This window comes from Sinorhizobium psoraleae (genome assembly GCF_013283645.1).
GTDB lineage: Bacteria > Pseudomonadota > Alphaproteobacteria > Rhizobiales > Rhizobiaceae > Sinorhizobium > Sinorhizobium psoraleae.
Window position 1 is genome coordinate 59,120 of the sequence record NZ_JABEKV010000001.1, and the last position, 20,263, is coordinate 79,382.

18 protein-coding genes are annotated in these 20,263 nt (G+C 61.8%); 4 read left to right on the forward strand and 14 right to left on the reverse strand.

The window, feature by feature from the left end; all coding sequences use genetic code 11:
• Nucleotides 1-2: 2 nt before the first annotated feature.
• The 5 genes from ILFOPFJJ_RS00255 to ILFOPFJJ_RS00275 all read right to left on the reverse strand — a co-directional run bounded on the left by ILFOPFJJ_RS00255 (nt 3) and on the right by ILFOPFJJ_RS00275 (nt 6,654).
• On the reverse strand, nt 3-980 hold the full coding sequence (locus ILFOPFJJ_RS00255) for an ABC transporter permease (RefSeq protein WP_173508591.1): 978 nt from the start codon (nt 978-980) through the stop codon (nt 3-5).
• Nucleotides 981-1,020: 40 nt separating this feature from the next.
• Nucleotides 1,021-2,574, reverse strand: coding sequence for a sugar ABC transporter ATP-binding protein (locus ILFOPFJJ_RS00260; RefSeq protein WP_173508592.1), 1,554 nt, complete (start codon nt 2,572-2,574; stop codon nt 1,021-1,023).
• A 260-nt stretch (nt 2,575-2,834) separates the two neighbouring features.
• The gene (locus ILFOPFJJ_RS00265) at nt 2,835-3,824 is read right to left on the reverse strand and encodes an ABC transporter substrate-binding protein (RefSeq protein ID WP_173508593.1); all 990 of its coding nucleotides are present in this window, start codon (nt 3,822-3,824) and stop codon (nt 2,835-2,837) included.
• A gap of 263 nt (nt 3,825-4,087) precedes the next feature.
• The gene (locus tag ILFOPFJJ_RS00270; protein ID WP_173508594.1) at nt 4,088-5,107 is read right to left on the reverse strand and encodes an aldo/keto reductase; all 1,020 of its coding nucleotides are present in this window, start codon (nt 5,105-5,107) and stop codon (nt 4,088-4,090) included.
• A 41-nt stretch (nt 5,108-5,148) separates the two neighbouring features.
• Entirely contained in the window at nt 5,149-6,654 is a 1,506-nt protein-coding gene (locus tag ILFOPFJJ_RS00275) for a UxaA family hydrolase (RefSeq protein WP_173508595.1), read from the reverse strand.
• Between the two features lie 365 nt (nt 6,655-7,019).
• Here ILFOPFJJ_RS00275 and ILFOPFJJ_RS00280 point away from each other — a divergent pair, with 365 nt between their 5' ends.
• A complete protein-coding gene (locus ILFOPFJJ_RS00280) occupies nt 7,020-7,898 on the forward strand; it encodes a GntR family transcriptional regulator (RefSeq protein ID WP_173508596.1) in 879 nt (292 codons plus the stop codon).
• A 33-nt stretch (nt 7,899-7,931) separates the two neighbouring features.
• On the opposite strand, the gene hpaI is transcribed toward ILFOPFJJ_RS00280, so the two are convergent.
• The 3 genes from hpaI to ILFOPFJJ_RS00295 form a co-directional block, all read right to left on the reverse strand.
• Nucleotides 7,932-8,732 carry a 4-hydroxy-2-oxoheptanedioate aldolase gene (gene hpaI, locus ILFOPFJJ_RS00285; RefSeq protein ID WP_173508597.1) on the reverse strand — a complete coding sequence of 267 codons (801 nt, stop codon included), beginning with the start codon at nt 8,730-8,732 and terminating at the stop codon, nt 7,932-7,934.
• A 290-nt stretch (nt 8,733-9,022) separates the two neighbouring features.
• Nucleotides 9,023-10,477, reverse strand: coding sequence for an NADP-dependent succinate-semialdehyde dehydrogenase (gene gabD, locus ILFOPFJJ_RS00290; RefSeq protein ID WP_173508598.1), 1,455 nt, complete (start codon nt 10,475-10,477; stop codon nt 9,023-9,025).
• Between the two features lie 32 nt (nt 10,478-10,509).
• On the reverse strand, nt 10,510-11,916 hold the full coding sequence (locus ILFOPFJJ_RS00295) for a pyridoxal phosphate-dependent decarboxylase family protein (RefSeq protein ID WP_173508599.1): 1,407 nt from the start codon (nt 11,914-11,916) through the stop codon (nt 10,510-10,512).
• A 135-nt stretch (nt 11,917-12,051) separates the two neighbouring features.
• Here ILFOPFJJ_RS00295 and ILFOPFJJ_RS00300 point away from each other — a divergent pair, with 135 nt between their 5' ends.
• Nucleotides 12,052-12,648: a nitroreductase family protein gene (locus ILFOPFJJ_RS00300; protein ID WP_173508600.1), complete on the forward strand. Its 597-nt coding sequence runs from the start codon at nt 12,052-12,054 to the stop codon at nt 12,646-12,648.
• A 61-nt stretch (nt 12,649-12,709) separates the two neighbouring features.
• On the opposite strand, the gene gyrB is transcribed toward ILFOPFJJ_RS00300, so the two are convergent.
• The 5 genes from gyrB to ILFOPFJJ_RS00325 form a co-directional block, all read right to left on the reverse strand.
• On the reverse strand, nt 12,710-15,145 hold the full coding sequence (gene gyrB, locus ILFOPFJJ_RS00305) for a DNA topoisomerase (ATP-hydrolyzing) subunit B (RefSeq protein WP_173508601.1): 2,436 nt from the start codon (nt 15,143-15,145) through the stop codon (nt 12,710-12,712).
• A 135-nt stretch (nt 15,146-15,280) separates the two neighbouring features.
• The gene (locus ILFOPFJJ_RS00310) at nt 15,281-15,658 is read right to left on the reverse strand and encodes a helix-turn-helix domain-containing protein (RefSeq protein ID WP_173508602.1); all 378 of its coding nucleotides are present in this window, start codon (nt 15,656-15,658) and stop codon (nt 15,281-15,283) included.
• On the reverse strand, nt 15,655-16,221 hold the full coding sequence (locus ILFOPFJJ_RS00315) for a Smr/MutS family protein (RefSeq protein ID WP_173508603.1): 567 nt from the start codon (nt 16,219-16,221) through the stop codon (nt 15,655-15,657). Before ILFOPFJJ_RS00315 ends, ILFOPFJJ_RS00310 begins: the two co-directional genes overlap by 4 nt.
• Nucleotides 16,214-17,320: a murein transglycosylase A gene (mltA, locus tag ILFOPFJJ_RS00320; RefSeq protein ID WP_173508604.1), complete on the reverse strand. Its 1,107-nt coding sequence runs from the start codon at nt 17,318-17,320 to the stop codon at nt 16,214-16,216. Before mltA ends, ILFOPFJJ_RS00315 begins: the two co-directional genes overlap by 8 nt.
• Before the next feature lie 7 nt (nt 17,321-17,327).
• Nucleotides 17,328-18,032, reverse strand: coding sequence for a Tim44/TimA family putative adaptor protein (locus ILFOPFJJ_RS00325; RefSeq protein WP_173508605.1), 705 nt, complete (start codon nt 18,030-18,032; stop codon nt 17,328-17,330).
• Between the two features lie 135 nt (nt 18,033-18,167).
• On the opposite strand from ILFOPFJJ_RS00325, the gene ILFOPFJJ_RS00330 reads away from it, so the two are divergent.
• Together ILFOPFJJ_RS00330 and secB are read left to right on the forward strand one after the other, a co-directional pair.
• On the forward strand, nt 18,168-18,674 hold the full coding sequence (locus ILFOPFJJ_RS00330) for an FxsA family protein (RefSeq protein ID WP_173508606.1): 507 nt from the start codon (nt 18,168-18,170) through the stop codon (nt 18,672-18,674).
• 301 nt (nt 18,675-18,975) lie between these two features.
• A complete protein-coding gene (gene secB / locus ILFOPFJJ_RS00335; RefSeq protein WP_173508607.1) occupies nt 18,976-19,479 on the forward strand; it encodes a protein-export chaperone SecB in 504 nt (167 codons plus the stop codon).
• A 57-nt stretch (nt 19,480-19,536) separates the two neighbouring features.
• Here the strand turns inward: secB and dnaQ are convergent, their stop codons facing one another.
• Nucleotides 19,537-20,235 (reverse strand): DNA polymerase III subunit epsilon, encoded by a 699-nt coding sequence (dnaQ, locus tag ILFOPFJJ_RS00340; protein WP_173508608.1) that lies wholly within the window; start codon nt 20,233-20,235, stop codon nt 19,537-19,539.
• Nucleotides 20,236-20,263 lie beyond the last annotated feature (28 nt).

Sequence of the window (20,263 nt, forward strand, 5' to 3'; positions counted from 1 at the left end):
GATCATCGCTCGCCTCGCCGCCGGAGCTGGTCGAAGTAGACGATGACGATAATGAGCAGCCCGGTGATGACGCGCTGCCAGAAGGAATTGACGTTCATGAGATTGGCGCCGTTGTTTATCGTCGCCAGAATGAAGGCGCCGAGCAGCGGGCCGTGGACCGAACCGACGGCGCCGAAAAGGCTCGTGCCGCCGATCACCGACGAGGCTATCGCTTGCAGTTCCCAGCCCTCCGCCTGCGTGGCGTTGCCGATGCCGATGCGCGAGGCAAGCAGCAGGCCGACAAAGGCGGCGCAGGTCGACGACAGGATATAGGCGAGATAGATCGTGCGGTTGACGTTGACGCCGGAAAGGCGGGCCGCCTCGCTGTTCGAGCCGACAGCAAAGAGATAGCGACCGAAACGGCTGAGGTGCAGGAAGATATATGCCGGCACGGCGACGACGATCACCATCCAGAACAGGCTCGGCACACCGAGAAAATCGGCCCGCGAGAAATTGGTGAAGGCTTCGTTGGTGATCGATATCGTCGAGCCGTTGGTGATGAGCAGGCCGATGCCGCGCAGCGACGTCAGCGTTGCCAGCGTGATGATGAAGGGCGGCAGGCCCATGCGGACGATAGCGAAGGCGTGGAACGCGCCGATCAGGACGCCGATCGCCAAGGTGGCGATGAGGGCAAGCCAGAGCGGAACACCGGCGGCAAGCAGCCATGCGACTATGACGCTGGTGAAACCGACCACGGCTCCGACCGAGAGGTCGATGCCGGCGGTGATGATCACGAAGGTCTGGCCGACGGCAAGGATTGCCGTCATCGCTCCCTGGCGCAGCAGGTTGCTGATGTTGTTCGGCGTCCAGAAGCTGTTGGTCGCGAACCCGAGGAGCAGCCAGAGGAAGAGCAGGAGCCCCAGCAACGTCAGGCCGAACAGGATGCTGATCCCTTTCCTCGGCGTCGGCCCCGTGCTGCTTTCTACCGTTTCCACACTCATCTCGTTCCTCCCTGCAGTCCCTTATGCCTGTTTCTCGCAATCACGCGCCGATCGCCTGCGCCAGCACCTCTTCGTGGCTGGCCGTGCGGTAGCCGTGGCTTCCCACAACCCGCCCCTGCCGGAAGACATGCAGCCGGTCCGACAGTTCGTAAACCTCGGGCAAGTAGGAGGAGATCAGGATAATGCCCGCTCCCTTCTCCAGCAGCCGCGAGAAAAGCCGATAGATTTCCGCCTTGGTGCCGACATCGACGCCGACGGTCGGTTCGTCGAAGATGAACAGCTTTGCCCCGTGGCTCAGCCATTTGCCGATGACGATCTTCTGCTGGTTGCCGCCAGACATGGCCGATGCCAGCACCCGGCGTGACGGCGTCTTGATCTTCAGATCCCTGATCTGGCGCTCGGCATTTGCGGCCTCTTCGGCACGGTTGATCGTCAGCCCGCGCGTCAGCCTGCGGAAAACCGGCAAGTTGATGTTGAGCCCGATCGGCAGGTTGAGGCAGAGGCCCTGGTCACGACGGCTCTCGGGCGCAAGCGCGATGCCGAGTTCCATCGCCTTTCGCTCACTGTCGATCTCGACCTTCCTGCCCTGCCAGAAGACCTCTCCTGCGCTGAGCCGATGGCGCCCGTAAAGGCCGAGCGCAAATTCGCTGCGGCCGGCACCGATCAGGCCGTAAAGACCGACGATCTCGCCGGCCCTGACCGTCAGCGACACGTCGGCGAAGCCTGGACCGCTCAGCCCTCGCGCCTCGATGAGTGTCTCGCCTGCGGTAAAATGCTCCTTGTGATAAATCTGTTCGATCGTGCGATTGATCATCAGCGCGATCAGTTCGGCCTCGTTCGTCTCGCCGATCGCCCGCGTGCCGACATGGGTGCCGTCTCGCAGAACGGAGACGCGGTCGGCAAGTTCGAACACTTCCTCCAGGCGGTGGCTGATGTAGACGATCGTGACGCCTTCACTCTGCAGCCGGCGAATGAGGCGGAACAGTTGTTCGGATTCCTGTCGCGTGAGATAGGCCGTCGGCTCGTCGAAGATCAGGAACTGCGTGCCGCGCATCGCCGCGCGGGCGGTCGCGACCAGCTGCTGCTGGCCGATCGTCAGGCTGCCGAGCACCGCACCTGCGGGCAGGTTGAAGCCGAGATCGTCAAGCACCCCTTGGGCGGCGTCGGTCATCGCGCGCTTCCGCATCAGCCCGCGCCTGTTCATCTCGTCGCCAAGAAACATGTTGGCCGCGACGGAAAGATGCGGGCAGAGCACGACTTCCTGATGGACGGCATTGATGCCGCGCGAAATCGCCTCATTGGGACTTGCGAGTTGAACGGGCTCGCCGCACCATAGGATCTCGCCCGAGGTTCGGGTTATCACACCGGTGAGCAGTTTGATCAGCGTCGACTTGCCGGCGCCGTTTTCACCGACGATCGCATGGACCTCGCCGGAGAGAAAGGTAATGGTCGCGGGCTTCAGTGCTTCGACGGCACCGTAATTCTTCCGCAGACTGTGCAATTCGAGGATCGGTTCACCCTTGGGAACGGGATGGCCGGCAGGCGTTCTCGGCTTGCCCTCGTGTCGATGGCCGACCTCGTGAAGTCCAATCATGAAAGCCTCCTCCTCGGCAGCGCCTTGCTTCAAAGCCGGCTGCGGCGCTGCAATACCTCAGAAACTGCGCATAACCCCGAAATCGCTTACAACTCCCGGGGTTATGCGCCGACCCGGAAGGGCGACGGCGCCCCCTCGAACCTGCTGTCGCCTCGTCCGGATCCTTAGATCGTTCCACCGTGTCGCCGACGCAGTGAAACGATCTAACTCTTTGAGACTTTGGCAATTCCGGACGGAAAAACCGTCACACCGGAATTGCTTCAGTTCACCTTCGGATTCAGAAGCGCATCGATTTTCGGATCGGCCATGTTGGCCTTGGTGACGAGGTTCGCGCCGGTATCGACATTGGCTTCGACCTTCTCGCCCTTCGAGACCGCAAGCGCCGTCTTTACGCCATCATAACCCATGCGATAGGGATCCTGTACCACCAGACCCGCCAGCACGCCTTCTTTCAGGAAGCCGACCGTCTTCTCGTCGCTGTCGAAGCCGATCACCTTGATCTTGTCGCCGAGCTTGTTCTCGGCGATCGCCTGGCCGACGCCCTGCGCCATGATCAGATTGGAGGCGAAGACGCCGACGAGATTCGGATTGGCGGTGATCAGGTCGGTCATCATATTGAGGCCGGTCGTTGCCTGACCATCGGCATATTTGTCGGCAACGACCTTGAAGCCCGGATACTTGGTCTTGACCTGATCGAGGAAACCTTCACGGCGCTGATCGAGAGAGCCGACGCCGGGCAGGCTGGTGATGATGGCGATTTCGCCTTCCTCCTTACCGGTTGCCTCCTTGATCGCCGCGGCGAGCCCGTCGGCGGCAATACGACCGCCCTGGACGTTGTCGGTCGTCAGGAACGAGGTGAAGGCCTTCGAGTCTGCCGCCGAATCGATGCCGATGATCGGGACCGACTTTGCTGCCTCGTCGATCGGCTTGCCAAGCGCCTTGAACTCGGTCGGCGAGATCACGACTGCGGCCGGCGAGCCGGCGACGGCGTTTTCAAGGATGCTGATCTGGCCGTTGATGTCCGATTCGGACTGAGCGCCAAGTTCCGGCACGTTCACGCCGAGGTCCTTGCCGGCGGCGCGCGCGCCCGCGAGAACGATCTGCCAGTAGAAGGAAGTGGTGTCCTTCACGATGATCGGGATGGTGACGTCCTGGGCGAAGGACGCGACCGGCGCCATGGTGGCGAGGAATGCGGCACCGGCAAGTGCGGTGAAGGCACGGCGGGACAGAATGTGCTTGGTTATGCTCATCGGGTTTCTCCTCTCAAGTAACACCTCGTTCCGTTATCGAATGCGATCCGCAAGGTGCATACGGATCGATCTTTTATCTATAAAAAACAGATTGGCACGCTAGCGCAGTGAATTTGAAATGGCAAGCCGTTCTGCCGATCCCATTCATCGCGTTCCTCCCAGACGCAACAACATGTTTTCATAGGCATTTCCGGAGGGGCCACGGGCGTGCCGATGTCCCGGTTTGCCGCCGCGCCGACATCAAGTCAGCGCAACGGCACCTGTCAGGCCCGTACCGCCTCCAGCCCGAGTTCGGGCGCGACAAGCGTGTAAGGCTCGAAGGCGGCGAAGTCTTCCGCCGCGATCTTCTGTCGGGTGAGTTCCATATTGCGCTCGAGGCTCGCGGGCTTCGCAGTGCCGAGCAGCACCGAAGCGACCTGCGGACTGGCAAGCGGAAATTGGAGCGCAGGTGCCGCAAGCGGCATGCCGCGGTCGCGTGCGATCTTTTCCATCGCACCAACCCGCGTTCGCACGTCTTCGCTGGCCGGCATATAGTCGAAATGGGCGCCTTCGACCGGTCCGGTGGCGAGAATACCGGAATTGAACACACCGCCAACAACGAGCGACGTCCCCTTCTCCTCGCAAAGCGGAAGCAACTCGGCGACCGCCGAGCGGTCGAGAAGCGTGTAGCGCCCGGCCAGGAGAATGCAGTCGATATCGGCCCGCCGCATGACCTCAAGGCAGACCGGCACTTCGTTGACGCCCAATCCATAGGCCGAGATGACGCCGCCAGACTTCAGCTCTTCCAGGGCCTTCAGGCCGGAATCCATCAGTTGCCGCAAAAACACGGCATTCTTCGCGGCGCCGTGGGTGTAGACGCCGATGTCATGGACATAGAGGATGTCGATGCGATTGAGACCGAGGCGGGCGTAGCTGAACTCGACGGACCGCATGATCGCGTCATAGCTGTAATCGAAGGTGACGTCGAAATTCAGCGGTTTGACGTAGGAATAGTCCGGAACCGCGCCTTCCGGGACCGGGTGAAGCAGGCGGCCCACCTTTGTCGAAAGCACGAAGCTGTCGCGCGGCTTGTCCTGCAGGAAATCGCCCACGCGCCGCTCGGCCAATCCCAACCCGTAATAGGGCGCAGCGTCGAAATAGCGGATGCCGGCCGCCCAGGCGGCATCGAGCGTCTCCATCGCTGCCTCCCGCGTGCATTCGCGATAGAGGCCGCCAAGCCCGGCCGCACCAAAACTGTACTCGGTCACGGAGAGATTCGTCCGGCCGATTTTTCTTTTCTGCATTCCCTGTCTCCTCCCTCCAAGGATGCGCTTTTCCCACATCGTCAGAGTGTCGCCCCCAGATGCCAGGGAACGAATTCATTGTCGCCATAACCGAAGAGTTCGCTCTTCGTCTTGCGGCCGGAAGCGGTATCGACGATCAGATCGAAGATTTCACGGCCAAGACCGGCAATGGTTGCCTCTCCCGAAGCGATCACGCCGCAATCGATGTCCATGTCTTCCTCCATGGCGCGATAAAGCGGCGTGTTGCTGGTGAGCTTGATCGACGGCGCTGGGCGACAGCCGAAGCAGCTGCCGCGTCCTGTCGTAAATGCGATGACATTCGCGCCGCCCGCGACCTGTCCGGTTGCAGAAACCGGGTCGTAACCCGGCGTATCCATGAAGACCAACCCATGCTCGGTCACACGCTCGGCGTAATTGTAGACAGCCGTCAACGGCGATCGTCCGCCCTTGGCGACCGCGCCGAGCGATTTTTCCAGGATGGTGGTCAGACCGCCGCGCTTGTTGCCCGGCGAAGGATTGTTGTCGAGCGACGCTCCGTGCAAGGCAACGTAGTTTTCCCACCAGGAAATCAGGCTATCGAGCTTCACCGCGACGCCTTCGTTGACCGCCCGGCTGCGCAAGAGATGTTCGGCGCCATAGATCTCCGAGGTCTCCGAGAGGATAGCGGTGCCGCCGGCGCCCGCAAGAATATCGACCGCTGCGCCGAGCGCCGGGTTCGCCGTAACGCCTGAAAGCCCGTCGGAGCCGCCACATTGCAAACCGACGATGATCTCGCTGACCGGGATCGGCACACGCCGCGCCGTTGCGACTTCCTGGGCGATTTCGTCGAGGACTCCGAGGGCGCGCTCGACCGACCGGCGGGAGCCGCCCGCTTCCTGGATGTTGAAATGGCGTTTCTCCGCGCCGGAGCCGCTCTGGCCGTAGAGCGTCAACTGGTTGACCTCGCAGCCGAGTCCGACCATCAGCACGCCGCCGAAATTGGTGTGACGGGCATAGCCGGCGAGCGTCCGGTGCAGGTTCTTCATCCCGTCGCCGGTCGACGACATGCCGCAGCCTTGATCGTGCACGATCGGCACGAAGCCATCTATACCTTCGTATCTCGGCAGGATGCGCCGGTTGGCCTCGTCGGCGATGGCTCGACAGACCGTGGTGGAACAGTTCACGCTGGCGATGATGCCGATATAGTTGCGGGTGGCGGCCCGCCCGTCGGCCCTGCGGTAACCCAGGAAAGTCCGTGCCTTGTCGGCCGCGCTTGCGGCTTCCGGCGGAACGGCGGCGCCAATCGCAAGACGGTCCTTGTCAAAGGCGAGATTGTGCGAATGCACATGGTCGCCAGCGCCTATGTCGCCGGTCGCGCGGCCAATTGCCTGCGCATATTTGATTACCGGCTCGCCGCTTGCGATGGCTCGTATCGCAACCTTATGGCCGGGCTCGATCCGCGCCTTGGCCCTGGCGCCGCCCGGAAGCAGCTGCCCCGCCTCGATCGAGAAGGTGGCAACGGCGACATTGTCCTCCGGCGAGAGAAGGATTGAAGACGGGGCGGACAAATTGCGGCACTCCTGAACTCATTCTTGTGCAATGGTCGCACGATCAATTTGTCTTTTATCCACAATAGACAGAAATCCGTCAACAGGTATTATAATCGAAAACTCGCGTCATGGGCCATGGCCGGCCGCAAGGGCGTGGAAAGATCGGGGGCGACCGAATGCCTAGAAATCGTCGCCGCAACGAAGACAAACCTGCGCCGCCGGGCTATTGCGTCACTGCTTCGGTCGGCGCCGACTCGATGAATCATGCAGTACATCAAAATGCTACTGCAGCTTCCGAGCGTCTGGTAGGACGCCCCAAGCCGTAGAACAGCAACAGTTCCGGGCGCGACGCCCGCAGCAACAGGGAACCGGCCGGACTTTCCATGGCGAAGCAGAACACCGTTTTCAAGGATGCCTTCAATCGCTGCCTGAAGCTGCTGGCGGAGACCTCCACGCTGCCTTCCGAACCGGAACTCGGGCAGATGCTGGGGGTGAGCCGCACCACGGTCCGGGCCATTCTTTCCCGCTGCGAGGAGCTCAAGCTGATCATCTGGGACAAACGCCGGAAGATCGTGCTGCGCCGCCCGGAGCCGTCCGACTATTTTCCGACCGAAGAGACCAATTCACTTGCCGAGATCATCGAGCGTAGTTTCATGCGCCGGATTCTGGCCGGAGGCGCCGAACCCGGCATGCAGATCAACGAGCTCGAACTCGCGCGCGAGATCGGCACAGGGACGACAAGCGTACGCGAATTCCTGATCCGCTTCAGCCGCTTCGGGCTGATCGAGAAGCGGCCGAACAGCCATTGGGTGCTCAAGGGTTTTACCCGCGAGTTCGCGCTCGAACTGACCGAAGTGCGGGAAATGTTCGAGCTGAGATCCGCCGCGAGCTTCGTCGCCCTGCCGGAGGATCACCCCGCCTGGGAGGAGCTGAAGAATATCGAGGCCGTGCACCGCGAAATCCTCGCCGACATCGACAACCGCTACAAGGAGTTTTCCGAACTCGACGAGCGCTTCCATCTGCTGGTGCACAAATCGTCCAGCAACCGCTTCATCATCGATTTCTACGACATCATCGCGATCGTCTTCCACTATCACTACCAATGGAACAAGGCGAACTCACGTGAACGCAATGCGCGTGCGCTCGAAGAGCATCTCTCCTATATCGCCGCGCTGCAGTCGCGCGACCCGAAGCAGGTGGATCAGGCTTGCCGACGGCATTTGAAATCGGCGCGGGAGACCCTGCTGCAAAGCATTCCGTAGCCGGCTACCGGGTTATCCTAGCCCGGTAGCCGCTCAGTAGCCGGATGTGGGCCTTGAGGTCTGTTGCTCGCCTGAAAATTCCTGCCGCAAGCGCTGCGTCGCGCTGACAAGGAGCGTGACGTCGGTGCCGATGGCCATGAAATCCGCGCCGAGATCGCGGTAATCGCGCGCCTGGGCAAGATCGAGGGTCATGATGCCGCGCGCCTTGCCGGCGCGTTTGATGCGCGCGAAAGCATCGACAATGGCGGCCCGGACTTCGGGGTGGCCGGAATTGCCGAGATAGCCCATGTCCGCGGCAAGGTCGGCCGGGCCGATGAAGAGGCCGTCCACGCCGTCAAGCGCGGCGATGGCGTCGATCGCATCCAGCCCCTTACGGCTCTCGATCTGCAGGATGAGGCAAATCTCCTCGTTGGCCGTCTGCAGATAATCGCCGATCCGCCCAAAATTCGAGGCGCGGCCAAGAGCGGCGCCGACGCCGCGAATGCCGTGCGGCGGATAACGAACGGCGCGGACCAGTTGCTGCGCCTGCTCGACGCTATCGACCATGGGGATAAGCAGGGTCTGAACGCCGGTGTCGAGCGCCTGCTTGATGAGCGCCGTATCGCCGACGGGCAGACGAACGATCGGATGGCTGGCGCGCCCCGCGATCGCGCGGAACTGCGCCGAAAGAAGCGGCAGGTCGTTCGGCGCGTGCTCACCGTCGATCAGGAGCCAATCGTAACCGCTATCGGCGACGATTTCGGCGGCGTAGGGACTGGCCAGCGCCACCCAGAGACCGAGCTGGAAACGGTTTTCGCGGATCGCCGCTTTAAAGGGGTTCTTCGGGGCCGGCATTGATCGCTCTCCTTTAGCGGAACTAATGATCAGAGCGGATTGCCCCTCACCCTAGCCCTCTCCCCGCTTGCGGGGAGAGGGGACGGGACGTCACGGCTTGTCCCTTCTCCCCGCAAGCGGGGAGAAGGTGCCGGCAGGCGGATGAGGGGCAATGGCCGCAGCCTTTGCAACCCCGCTCGCGAAAAGTCCTGGTGCTCAATCACTCAGAATCGATGACAAGGCTAGCTTATTACCCGCAAAAGAAAACCGGCCAGAATGTCCCGGCCGGCTAGTTTTCCACGGGCTCTAACTCAGGCAATACCGCCGAGGCAGACGTACTTGATCTCCATGAACTCCTCGATGCCGTATTTCGAGCCTTCGCGGCCGAGGCCGGAAAGCTTGACACCGCCGAACGGCGCCTCGGCTGTGGAGATGAGCCCGGTATTGACTCCGACCATGCCGTATTCCAGCGCTTCCGCGACCCGGAAAACGCGCGCGAGATCCTTGGCGTAGAAATAGGAGGCAAGGCCGAACTCGGTGTCGTTGGCTTGGGCGATCACATCGGCCTCGTCCTTGAAGCGGAAGAGCGGGGCAACGGGCCCGAAGGTCTCCTCGCGCGCGACGGCCATCGCTTGGGTGACGTCGGCCAGCACCGTTGCCTCGAAGAAAGTGCCGCCGAGGGCATGGCGCCTGCCGCCCTGGACCACGCGAGCGCCCTTGGCAAGCGCATCGGCCACATGCTCCTCGACCTTGGCGAGCGCCGGCTGGTCGATCAACGGCCCGAGAATGACGCCTTCCTCCATGCCGTTGCCGGTCTTCAGCTTGGCGACGGCAGCGGCAAGGTTTTCGGAGAAGGCTTCATAGACGCCGTCCTGCACATAGATGCGGTTGGCGCAGACGCAGGTCTGGCCGTTGTTACGGAATTTTGCGATCAGCGCGCCCTCGACCGCCGCATCGAGGTCGGCATCGTCGAAGACGATGAAAGGCGCATTGCCGCCGAGCTCGAGACCAAGCTTCTTGATCGTCGTCGCACTCTGGCGATAGAGCTCGGCGCCGACTTCCGTTGAGCCGGTAAAGGTCAGCTTGCGCACGCTCGGGTTCGAGGTCATTTCGGCGCCGATCTCACGCGCCGAGCCGGTGATGACGGAAAAGAGGCCCTTCGGCATGCCGGCGCGTTCCGCGAGCACGGCGATGGCAATCGCGGAGAAGGGCGTCTGCCCGGCCGGCTTCAGCACCATGGCGCAACCGGCGGCAAAGGCGGGGCCGGCCTTGCGGGTGATCATCGCGTTCGGGAAGTTCCAGGGCGTGATCGCGGCGACGACACCGATCGGCTGCTTCATCACCAGGATGCGCTTATCCTTCTGATGCCCCGGCACGAGGTCGCCATACACGCGACGCCCCTCTTCGGCGAACCACTCGATGAAACTGGCACCGTAGACGATTTCCCCGGTCGCTTCCGCGAGCGGCTTGCCCTGCTCCATCGTCAGGATTCGGCCGAGATCGTCCTTGTTCTCGATCATCAGCTCGAACCATCGGCGCAGCACGCCCGCGCGCTCCTTGGCGGTCTTCGCCGCCCATTCCTTCTGCACCCGCGCTGCGGTTTCGATTGCAGCCCGGGTCTCGGCGGCACCAAGCTTCGGAACACGGCCGATGATCTCACCGGTCGCCGGATTGTTCACCTCAATCGCGTTTTTCGGGTCGGCTTCGATCCAGTCTTCGCCGACGAGAGCGGCCTGGCGAAACAGCGACGGGTCTTTCAAGTTCATGGCGCGTCCTTCCTCAGAAAAAACTACAGAACTTATACAACTTTTTTAGACAGTTCGACAATCACCTTGAACGCCGTTTCTGCATCATCCTGCGTCATGCTGAATTGCCCCGCCTGAAACCGGATGGCAATGCGCCCGTCGACGCGCGTCTGCGTCAGGTAGATCCGGCCGTCGTCGTTGATCGCCTTCACCAGAGCGAGATTATGGGCGTCGGCATCGGAGCCGCCGGCATGTCGAAACGAAAAGAGAGACAGAACCGGTTCTGTAACGATTTCGAAGCCCGGTTCGTTCCGCAAGCGCTCCGCCAGATTCTCAGCCCAGCGCACGTGGTTGCGGATCATCTGCCTCAGTCCTGAAAGCCCGTGGAAGCGCAGCAGGAACCACAGCTTGAGCGCCCGGAAGCGGCGCCCGAGGGGCACGGACCATTCCGAATAGTTCATGATCCCGTCCTGTCCGTGCGTCTTCAGATATTCCGGTTGAATTGCCAGCGTGCGGACGAGATCGTCGGGGCTGCGGACGAAATGGGCGGAGCAGTCGAACTGCGCACCGAGCCATTTGTGCGGATTGAAGACGACCGAATCGGCGCCCTCGACGCCCTGCCAGAGTTGGCGGAATTCCTCGCAGATCATCGCTGCCCCTGCCCAGGCGGCGTCCACGTGGACGTAGAGTCCATGTTCTCGGACGATGCGGACGACTTCAGCAATATCATCGCACGCGCCGACACTGGTCCCGCCCGTGCAAGCGATGATGCCCGCCGGAACATAACCTGCCTTGCGGTCCGCCTCGATTGCCGCGGCGAGGGCAACGCAGTCGATCGCCCGACGCTCGCCGACGGTCGGTATGCGGACAAGGTTCTCTTCGCCTATGCCGCTCACCCAGATGGCACGATCGATCGAGGTGTGGACCTGGTCGGAGGAATAGACGCGGACTTTAGGATTGGCGGCGAGCCCCGCCCGATTGCCGTTCCAGGCCAAGGCCTTTTCCCGCATCACCAGAACGGCGGCGAGCGTGGCTGACGACGCGGAATCCTGAATGACACCGGAAAAATCCGCCGGCAGGCCGATCGCCTGCCGCAACCAATCCAGCATCTTCGTCTCAAGCTCGGTCGCTGCCGGCGAGGTCTGCCAGAGCATGCATTGCGCCGCGACTGCGGTGACCAAGTATTCGGCGACGACCGAGACGGGCGCGGCATTGGCCGGGAAGTAGGCAAAGAAACGCGGGTGCTGCCAGTGCGTCATGCCCGGCATGATAACTGTCTCGAAATCCTCGAAGATCCGCTCCATGGCCTCGCCGGTTTCCGGCGGGGATTGCGCGATCTGAGCCGCTATCGCGCCGGCCTCCGTCTGCGCTCGGACGGGACGATCCCGAAGCGATTGCCGGTAGTCCACACCCCAATCCGCGGCCCTGGCTGACCAATGTCTGAATGTTGCCTCGTCCATCGTTCCCTCCCATTTCCATGTTGCGGTTCCATCGATGCTGGAACTTTTGTAGCGTGACGCCGAATCCGCCTCCTCGCCACCATCGAGACTTGGGATCTCCCAAGAGGATTCACGCGCAAATAAGGATGTTCGTTCGTGACAGAAATCAACCATAGAAGAGCCGACCACCCGATCCACTCGATCTTTCTGGAGCGCTGGTCGCCGCGCGCCTTTACCGGCGAGGAAATCAGCGAAAAGGATCTGCTTGCCCTCTTTGAAGCGGCACGCTGGGCACCTTCGGCGAGCAACAACCAGCCGTGGCGGTTCGTCTACGCGCGCCGCGGCACCGAGCACTTCGCGTCGCTCCTGGACATTCTCGATGGAAGCAATCAGCGCTGGGCGAGAAACGCCGCGGCGATCGTCATCATTCTTTCGAAGACCCATAGGCTTACGTCGAACGGCGAGATGCGACCGGCCTACACCCACGCCTTCGACACCGGCGCTTCATGGTTCGCGCTTGCGCTGCAGACCCGGCTTGCCGGGTTGTACGCTCATGCGATGGCGGGGATTGACCGGGACAAGGCCGTGCGCGTGCTCGGCGTACCGGAACACTACCGGGTCGAAGCCGCCGTCGCTATCGGCAAACTTGCCGATCCGTCCACGCTTCCGGACGATCTGCGCGAGCGGGAAAAACCGAGCCAGCGCAAGCCGCTCGCCGACTTCGTCTTCGAGGGCCGGTTCAAGGCCGACTGATACCACGAAAGAAAACCGGCGCCTTTCGGCGCCGGCAATCCGTCGATTCCACACCAACAGATCAGATATCGAGGTTGGCGACGCTCAGGGCGTTTTCCTGGATGAAATCGCGCCGCGGCTCCACCTCGTCACCCATCAGGCGTGAGAACAGGCCGTCGGCGTCGGTCGCATCGGCAACCTTGACCTGCAGCAGCGAACGGACATTCGGGTCGAGCGTCGTTTCCCAGAGCTGCTCGGCATTCATCTCGCCAAGGCCCTTGTAACGCTGCATCGTTAGCCCCTTGCGGCCGGCCGCGAAAATCGCGTCGAGCAGCGCTCGCGGACCGCTGATGGCCTGGGTGCCATCACGCCGGCGCAGCACCGGCGGTTCGGAATAGACTTCCTTCAGTTTCGGCGTCAGTTGGTCGATATGGCGGGCGTCGGAGGAGCCGATCAGCGCCATGTCGAGCACCGCGACTTCCTTGACGCCGCGCACCATGCGCTCAAGCTTCAGGCCGCCTTCCGCAGTGACCATCCCGGACCAGCCGCGCTCGGTCTCCTCGGCGATCACGTCGAGTCGGCGCGCCACTTCCGCCGCCGCGTCCTGAAATTCATCGCGCCGGCCATTCAGTTCGACGTTCAGTGCGCCGGCAATGGCCGCCTGCTCCACGATCGCCCGGCTGTAGCGGGAATGCAGGCCGTCCATCAGCGAACGCAAGCGCAGCGCGTCATTGATGACTTCGCGCAGGTCCTGGCCGGCTCTCACCTCGCCGGACGCAAGCGCAAGGGACGCTTCCTCGAGGCCCATGCTGATCAGGTAATCTTCGAGCGCCTTCTCGTCCTTCAGGTATTGCGTGGATTTGCCGCGCGTCACCTTATAGAGCGGCGGCTGGGCGATATAGAGGTGGCCGCGCTCGATCAGTTCCGGCATCTGCCGGAAGAAGAAGGTGAGCAGCAGCGTTCGGATATGGGCGCCGTCGACGTCGGCGTCCGTCATGATGATGATCTTGTGATAGCGCAGCTTATCGGCGTTGAACTCGTCCTTGCCGATCGAGGTGCCGAGCGCCGTGATCAGCGTGCCGATCTCCTGGCTCGAAAGCATCTTGTCGAAGCGCGCGCGCTCGACATTGAGGATCTTGCCGCGCAGCGGAAGGATCGCCTGGTTCTCGCGCGAACGGCCCTGCTTGGCCGAACCGCCTGCCGAATCACCCTCCACCAGGAACACTTCCGACTTCGCCGGATCGCGCTCGGAGCAATCGGCGAGCTTGCCGGGCAGCGACGAGATATCGAGCGCACCCTTGCGGCGCGTCAACTCGCGCGCCTTGCGCGCCGCTTCGCGCGCCGCGGCCGCCTCTACAACCTTGCCAACGAGGATCTTGGCCTCGCTTGGGTGCTCCTCGAACCACGTGCTCAGTGCTTCGTTGACCAAGCTCTCGACCACAGGTCGAACCTCGGAAGAAACGAGCTTGTCCTTGGTTTGCGAGGAAAACTTCGGATCCGGCACCTTGACAGAGAGAACCGCCGTCAAGCCTTCACGGCAATCCTCACCCTGAAGCGTGACCTTTTCCCTTTTGGTGATTCCGGATGAATCGGCATAGGACGTTACCTGACGTGTCAGCGCGCCGCGGAAGCCGGCCATATGGGTGCCGCCATCACGTTGCGGGATGTTGTTGGTGAAGCAGAGCACGTTCTCGTGGTAGCTGTCATTCCACCACATCGCCACCTCGACGGTGATGCCGTCCTTCTCGCCTCGGATCGAGACCGGCTTGTGCACGAGCGGCTTCTTCGCCCGATCAAGATAGGCGACGAAAGCCTCCAGTCCGCCTTCATACATCAGTTCATCGCGGCGGATGTCCGAATGGCGCTTGTCGGTCAACACGATGCGGACGCCGGAATTCAGGAAGGCGAGCTCACGCAGGCGGTGTTCGAGTATCCCGTAGTCAAATTCTATGTTCGAGAAGGTCTGTTCGCTCGGCAGGAACGTCACTTCCGTGCCGGTTTCGCTTCCAGCATCTCCGGTAATCGTCAGCGGCCCATCGGCAACGCCGTGGGTGAAGCTCATCTCATGAATCTTGCCGGCGCGGCGGATCTTGAGTTTCAGCGAGACGGACAGCGCATTGACGACCGAAACGCCCACGCCGTGCAGGCCGCCCGAGACCTTGTAGGAGTTCTGGTCGAATTTGCCGCCGGCGTGAAGCTGCGTCATGATGACCTCGGCCGCCGAGACGCCCTCTTCCCGGTGGATGTCGGTCGGGATGCCGCGGCCGTTGTCGGTCACCGTCACCGAACCCTCCGGATTGAGCGTCACCGTAACGATATCCGCATGACCGGCAAGCGCTTCGTCGATCGCGTTGTCGACGACCTCATAGACCATGTGATGCAGACCGGAACCATCGTCGGTGTCGCCGATATACATGCCCGGCCGCTTGCGTACGGCATCGAGCCCTTTCAGCACCTTGATGGAATCGGCACCATATTCGGCGATGGCGCCGGTTTCGGTCTCAGGAAAATCGGTCATTCGGCTTCAGGTCTTTCCAGGTTTTGCGAACGTCGTGATTCAGTGCGAATCACAGCGCGGGAGGCCTCGCGGAATATAGGAAATTTGTCCACGGGTTCCAAATCCCGGGCCGCGCGAGACGGCCGGGAAAGGCTTTCATCCCCTGTCATTATCAGGAATTGTGGCTTTTTCCAAAATATCTTCCAAAGCCCGGATCGTCTCCTCCGACAAACTGCGAATCTGGCCGCTCAAGCGGTTGGCAAACGCGGTGTGGCCGGGCGGCAGGCCGGATGTGTCGAGTACGACCTTCGGGTCGGAAATGTCGGCGATCCGGAAGAGCTCGTCCGCCTCGTCCCAGATGACGTTGAAATAGCCGGCGACGCGTTGGAGGAAGTCGAAACTCGGTGCCCCGCGTTTGCCGTGTTCAAGCGCCGAAAGGTAGGCCGCCGAAACGCCGATTGCAGCCGCCATCTGCTTTTGCGACACGCCCTTCCTGCGCCGCAGTTCGCGCATGGCCTCGCCAAAGGGCGTCATGTCGCACTTCCCTTGGCACGCGCCAGGCGGACATAAAGCGCACCCTCACCGCCATGGTTTCGCGCCGCCGGCTCGTAGGACGAGATCAGAGACCGGAACTCCGGAAGCGAAAACCAGAGCGGCACCGCCCGTTTCAGCGCGCCATCACTACCGAGCGATGTGCCCTTGCCAGTGATGACCAGCACGTGGCGAAGGCCGCGCTCGTGCGCCTTAAGGAGAAACTGCAAGAGGAGGCCATGGGCTTCACTCTGGATCATGCCGTGCAGGTCGATCCGCGCTTCGAGCGCCAGACGGCCCTTTGAGAGCTTGCGTTTCACCGGTCTCTCGAGCGGATGATGACGGCGCTCGGGTTTGCCTTTGCTGAGCGCAAAGCCCTGTTCATTTTTTTCACGCGAGGCTGCCGCAACGGTCGGAGATTCCGGCGCCGCGGCGAGCGACTCCTTTTCGCTCTCGCCAAGCAGATCCGCCAGATCGTCGAGGCGGCCGGGCATTGGCCTGGTCGAACGTGCGACCTTCCCCCAAAGAATGCGATCCTCTGGCGAAAGCTTCTTTTCCTTAGCCATGGTGGTATCTGGCCGCGGCCGCACGAGGAACGAAGATGAAGAAGTCCGCGGCATTGCGCACCGATCCCGCGAGATCGCCCGCCGCGTCACCGGATCCGGTAAAGATGTCTCCCCGCGCAGGCCCGACGATCGCAGAACCGGTGTCCAGCGCGACCATCAGACGCGCGAACGAACGCCCGCCGTCGAGATGGGTCAGGGTTTCGCTGGCGATGTAGAAGGGGACGCCGAAGGTGTGAATTAGTCGATCGACGGCAAGCGACCGGCCCGGCTCCAGCGGCACCTTTGCCGCGGCAACGGGGCCCAGGTCTTCATCATCTACCGACGCCTCGCGAAAGAAGATGAAGGACCGATTGTGCCACAGAACTTCGTCCACCTCTTCAGGATGCGCGGCAAGCCAATTGCGGATGCTGGCCATAGACACGGTCGCGGCATCTATTTCTCCGCGATCGATCAGCAGCTTTCCGATTGCGGAAAAGCGGTGCCCGGTCTTTGCCGCATAGGTTATGCGGCGGCGCGATCCGTCCGGATAGACCAGTCTGGCCGCACCCTGCACATGAACGAAAAAGACATCGACCTTCGAGCGGGCATAGGCGATCTCAAGCCCGCGCCCCGCGAGAAAGCCCCGCTCGATCGCCTCGCGGTCCGGGTACTCTTCGATCTGATCGCCCGAAAGGCGACCGAAGGCGAAATAGGGATCCATACCTTCCGGCCGGTTCGCGTCGTCGACATCGATCAAATCGGCCGGTCTGCGATAGAAGGGAAAGCGAAAGATCTCATCCGCCTCGGCACGAACCTCGACCTCCGGCTCGTAGAAGGCGGTGACGAAGCCCGTCCCGCCCTCGCTGGTCCGGACCCTGAACGGGAGGAACTGCTCCTCGAAGAAGGCGCGCGCAGCCGTCGGACCAGAAACGTTGACGCCGGCCGCCTCGAAAGCGGGCAACAGGTCGGCCACGGAAATGCCGAGCGAGCCGGTCTTGTGGGGCTTGGCCGTGGCGACGTGGTGATGGCAGCGCCGAAGAGCCGCAATGACGGGTGTCGGGTCGTCCGCCTGCCAACCGGGCAATTCCGAAAAGGCAACCGGCTCGAGATGAAAGGCCATGATCGCCTCAGTTTTCCGATTCTGTGGCGATCAGCTTCCAGTTCGGATCACGCGATCGGATATCACGCGCAAAGGTCCAGAGGTCGTTCACCTCTGCAACGGAGTCGGCGTCGCCATCTATCAGCTTGCCCTGCTTGTCATAGGTGGCGGAGATGAGCTGGCTGATGATCCGGACGGTGATATTTTCTTCGTTGTCCTTGATCTCCGCATGGGTGATGTCGGCCTTCTCGATGCCGACAAAGGTGGATTTGACCACCTCGCCCCTGGCCTCCCGTTCGGAAATGGCGGCATCGAAGCCCTCGTAGACCTCGCGCGACAACAAACCCTTGAGCGTCTTGCGGTCGCCATCCGCGAAGGCCATGACGATCATCTCGTAGGCCATCTTGGCGCCGTTGACGAACTCCTCCGGATTGAAGCTGCGATCGGCATCGCTCAGAGCCCTGAGCTGGCCGTTCAAAGGCGTCCCAACCTTGGCAAAGGTATCGATGGCTGTGTAGCGAGACTCCTCTTCGGCCGCACTTTCGCGGCGGGGGAGTTGCACGACCTTGCCGTTGTCGGTGTTCTCCGGCCCCTTGCTCACCTCGCGCGGCGAATAGGGATCGAAAGGCGGGCGTTCGCTGCCGGTCCGGCGCCCCAGAACGCTGCGCAACTGCAGGAAGATGACCACGGCAGCGATCAGGAAAAAAAACGTGATGAAGTCAAAAGAGCCCATTTCCACCCGGAACCGCTGTTAGAATTACTCTGAACTATTCCATATAGTCCGCAAGGATAAACCATTCAAATGGCGATGTCGCACCCTTAAACCGGAGGCCAACCAATTGCACGAAACTTCTTGGGAGCGGCGCCGATGCGTTCCTTGATCCTCCCGCTCGTCATCCTCGGGCTTCCGCTCGCCGAAATCGCCGGCTTCGTCATCGTCGGTCGCGAAGTCGGGCTGCTGGCGACGCTGCTCCTCGTATTCCTGAGCGGCGCGGTCGGCATCGCGTTGCTGCGCATCCAGGGATTCGAGGTGTTTCGCCGCGTGCAGGAGTCGGCTCGCGCGGGCCGCGATCCGGGCCGTGACGTTCTGGAGGGCGCGCTGGTCTTCGTCGCAGCGATCCTTCTGATCGTTCCGGGTTTCATCAGCGACATCATCGGTCTGTTCTTGTTCCTTCCGCCGGTAAGGCGCGCCGTCGCCACATTCCTGCAGACAAGATTGACTATAGTGACGGCCGGAACCGGTTTTTATCGCTCCGGCACTACCGAAAGCGGCAGGAGAACGGGGCCACGGGTCATCGATCTGGACGAGGATGAATTCTCCCGGGAAAAGAAGGATGACGATGGGTCGAAGCCCACGAACCGGATTTCCCGCTGAAATCACGGCGGCAAACGACAAGGCGCCTCGCGCTTTTCCCCATTCACCCGGGAACGGGTTTATAATGTGTGAGGCGAAGGTACGGAACGGGCGAAAATCGCTCTTCTCGTACCGCTGCTGCATGTTTTCTTGAATCGCAGCCGATCCAAGGATGAAACACGCAGCATCCAAAGTGCTACAGCGTTCTTCGCGCGGTCGATGAGACGCGCGGCGCTGTAGGAAAGGCCCGGATGGCAAGGGTTGTAAGCCCAAGTCCGAAATGTTAGATGGCCTCACCGATTTGAAGTCCGAGGAAACCCTTATGACGACTGATACCGCATCCACTGGCAACGGCGGCGCCCAGCAAAGCCCTGCACTCAATATCCTGGCCCAGTATGTCAAGGATCTTTCGTTCGAGAATCCCGGTGCGCCGCGTTCTCTGCAGGCCCGTGACCGCGCCCCGTCGATCAACATCAATGTCAACGTCAATGCCAATCCGCTCGCCGAGAACGATTTCGACGTCGTTCTGTCGCTGAATGCGGAAGCAAAGGACGGCGACAAGCTTCTGTTCAACGTCGAACTCGCCTATGGCGGCGTATTCCGTGTTTCCGGTTTTCCGCAGGAGCACATGCTGCCGCTGCTCTTCATCGAGTGCCCACGGCTTCTCTTCCCGTTCGCGCGCCAGATCGTCTCCGACGCAACCCGCAACGGCGGTTTCCCGCCGCTGATGATCGATCCGATCGATTTCGCGCAGATGTTTGCCCAGCGCATGGCCGAAGAAAAGGTCCGCGCCCAGGTCGCCAACAGCAACGACACCGCCAACTGATCCGCTGTCGGCTAGCTTCTAAAGAAAAGGCCCGGTTTACGCCGGGCCTTTTTCATTTCAGCACTCGTATTTCGACCAGATTGCCTTGTTGCCGATCTTGGCGATAAGGGCGGCATGTGCCGCGATTTCGGCCTCCGTCAACCGGACCGGCAAAGGTCGCGGCCGCTGCAGGACGATGATCGGTCCGTCTTCGGCTTCGATCGTCTGGCCGCCGGCCACGCTCGTCACGAGGCCGAGCGCCGCCTGCCGGCCGCCGATCATCTCGATGTAGACTTCCGCCAGGAGTTCGGAGTCGAGAAGCGCGCCGTGCTTGGCTCGATGGGAATTGTCGATGCTATAGCGCCGGCAGAGGGCATCGAGTGAATTCGGGCCCATCGGATGTTTTCGCCTGGCGAGGACGAGTGTGTCCGTCACATATTCGCTCGCCACCGGCGGAAGGCCCAAACGGGCAAATTCGGCGTTGATGAAGCTGATGTCGAAGGTCGCATTGTGCGCTACCCAGCGCGCGCCGCCGAAGAATTCGAGGATCTCGTCGGCGACGTCGGCAAAGCTCGGCTTGTCCTTCAGAAATTCGTCAGTGATGCCGTGAACGGCCAAGGCGTCCGGGTGGACCTTGCGGTCGCCCGGATTGATGTAGAGATGCAGCGTGCGCCCCGTCGGAAACTGGTTCTCAAGCTCGACTCCGCCGATTTCGATCACGCGGTCGTCGCGGCTGTCGAGGCCCGTCGTTTCCGTATCGAAGATGATTTCACGCATACAGTCTCTCCTGGGTCAGGCTGGATCG

Coding starts and splice junctions, on each gene's coding strand:
- ILFOPFJJ_RS00255 (WP_173508591.1), bottom strand. CDS start 980: ATGAGTGTGGAAACGGTAGAAAGCAGCACGGGGCCGACGCCGAGGAAA.
- ILFOPFJJ_RS00260 (WP_173508592.1), bottom strand. CDS start 2,574: ATGATTGGACTTCACGAGGTCGGCCATCGACACGAGGGCAAGCCGAGA.
- ILFOPFJJ_RS00265 (WP_173508593.1), bottom strand. CDS start 3,824: ATGAGCATAACCAAGCACATTCTGTCCCGCCGTGCCTTCACCGCACTT.
- ILFOPFJJ_RS00270 (WP_173508594.1), bottom strand. CDS start 5,107: ATGCAGAAAAGAAAAATCGGCCGGACGAATCTCTCCGTGACCGAGTAC.
- ILFOPFJJ_RS00280 (WP_173508596.1), top strand. CDS start 7,020: ATGGCGAAGCAGAACACCGTTTTCAAGGATGCCTTCAATCGCTGCCTG.
- hpaI (WP_173508597.1), bottom strand. CDS start 8,732: ATGCCGGCCCCGAAGAACCCCTTTAAAGCGGCGATCCGCGAAAACCGT.
- gabD (WP_173508598.1), bottom strand. CDS start 10,477: ATGAACTTGAAAGACCCGTCGCTGTTTCGCCAGGCCGCTCTCGTCGGC.
- ILFOPFJJ_RS00295 (WP_173508599.1), bottom strand. CDS start 11,916: ATGGACGAGGCAACATTCAGACATTGGTCAGCCAGGGCCGCGGATTGG.
- gyrB (WP_173508601.1), bottom strand. CDS start 15,145: ATGACCGATTTTCCTGAGACCGAAACCGGCGCCATCGCCGAATATGGT.
- ILFOPFJJ_RS00310 (WP_173508602.1), bottom strand. CDS start 15,658: ATGACGCCCTTTGGCGAGGCCATGCGCGAACTGCGGCGCAGGAAGGGC.
- ILFOPFJJ_RS00315 (WP_173508603.1), bottom strand. CDS start 16,221: ATGGCTAAGGAAAAGAAGCTTTCGCCAGAGGATCGCATTCTTTGGGGG.
- mltA (WP_173508604.1), bottom strand. CDS start 17,320: ATGGCCTTTCATCTCGAGCCGGTTGCCTTTTCGGAATTGCCCGGTTGG.
- ILFOPFJJ_RS00325 (WP_173508605.1), bottom strand. CDS start 18,032: ATGGGCTCTTTTGACTTCATCACGTTTTTTTTCCTGATCGCTGCCGTG.
- ILFOPFJJ_RS00330 (WP_173508606.1), top strand. CDS start 18,168: ATGCGTTCCTTGATCCTCCCGCTCGTCATCCTCGGGCTTCCGCTCGCC.
- secB (WP_173508607.1), top strand. CDS start 18,976: ATGACGACTGATACCGCATCCACTGGCAACGGCGGCGCCCAGCAAAGC.
- dnaQ (WP_173508608.1), bottom strand. CDS start 20,235: ATGCGTGAAATCATCTTCGATACGGAAACGACGGGCCTCGACAGCCGC.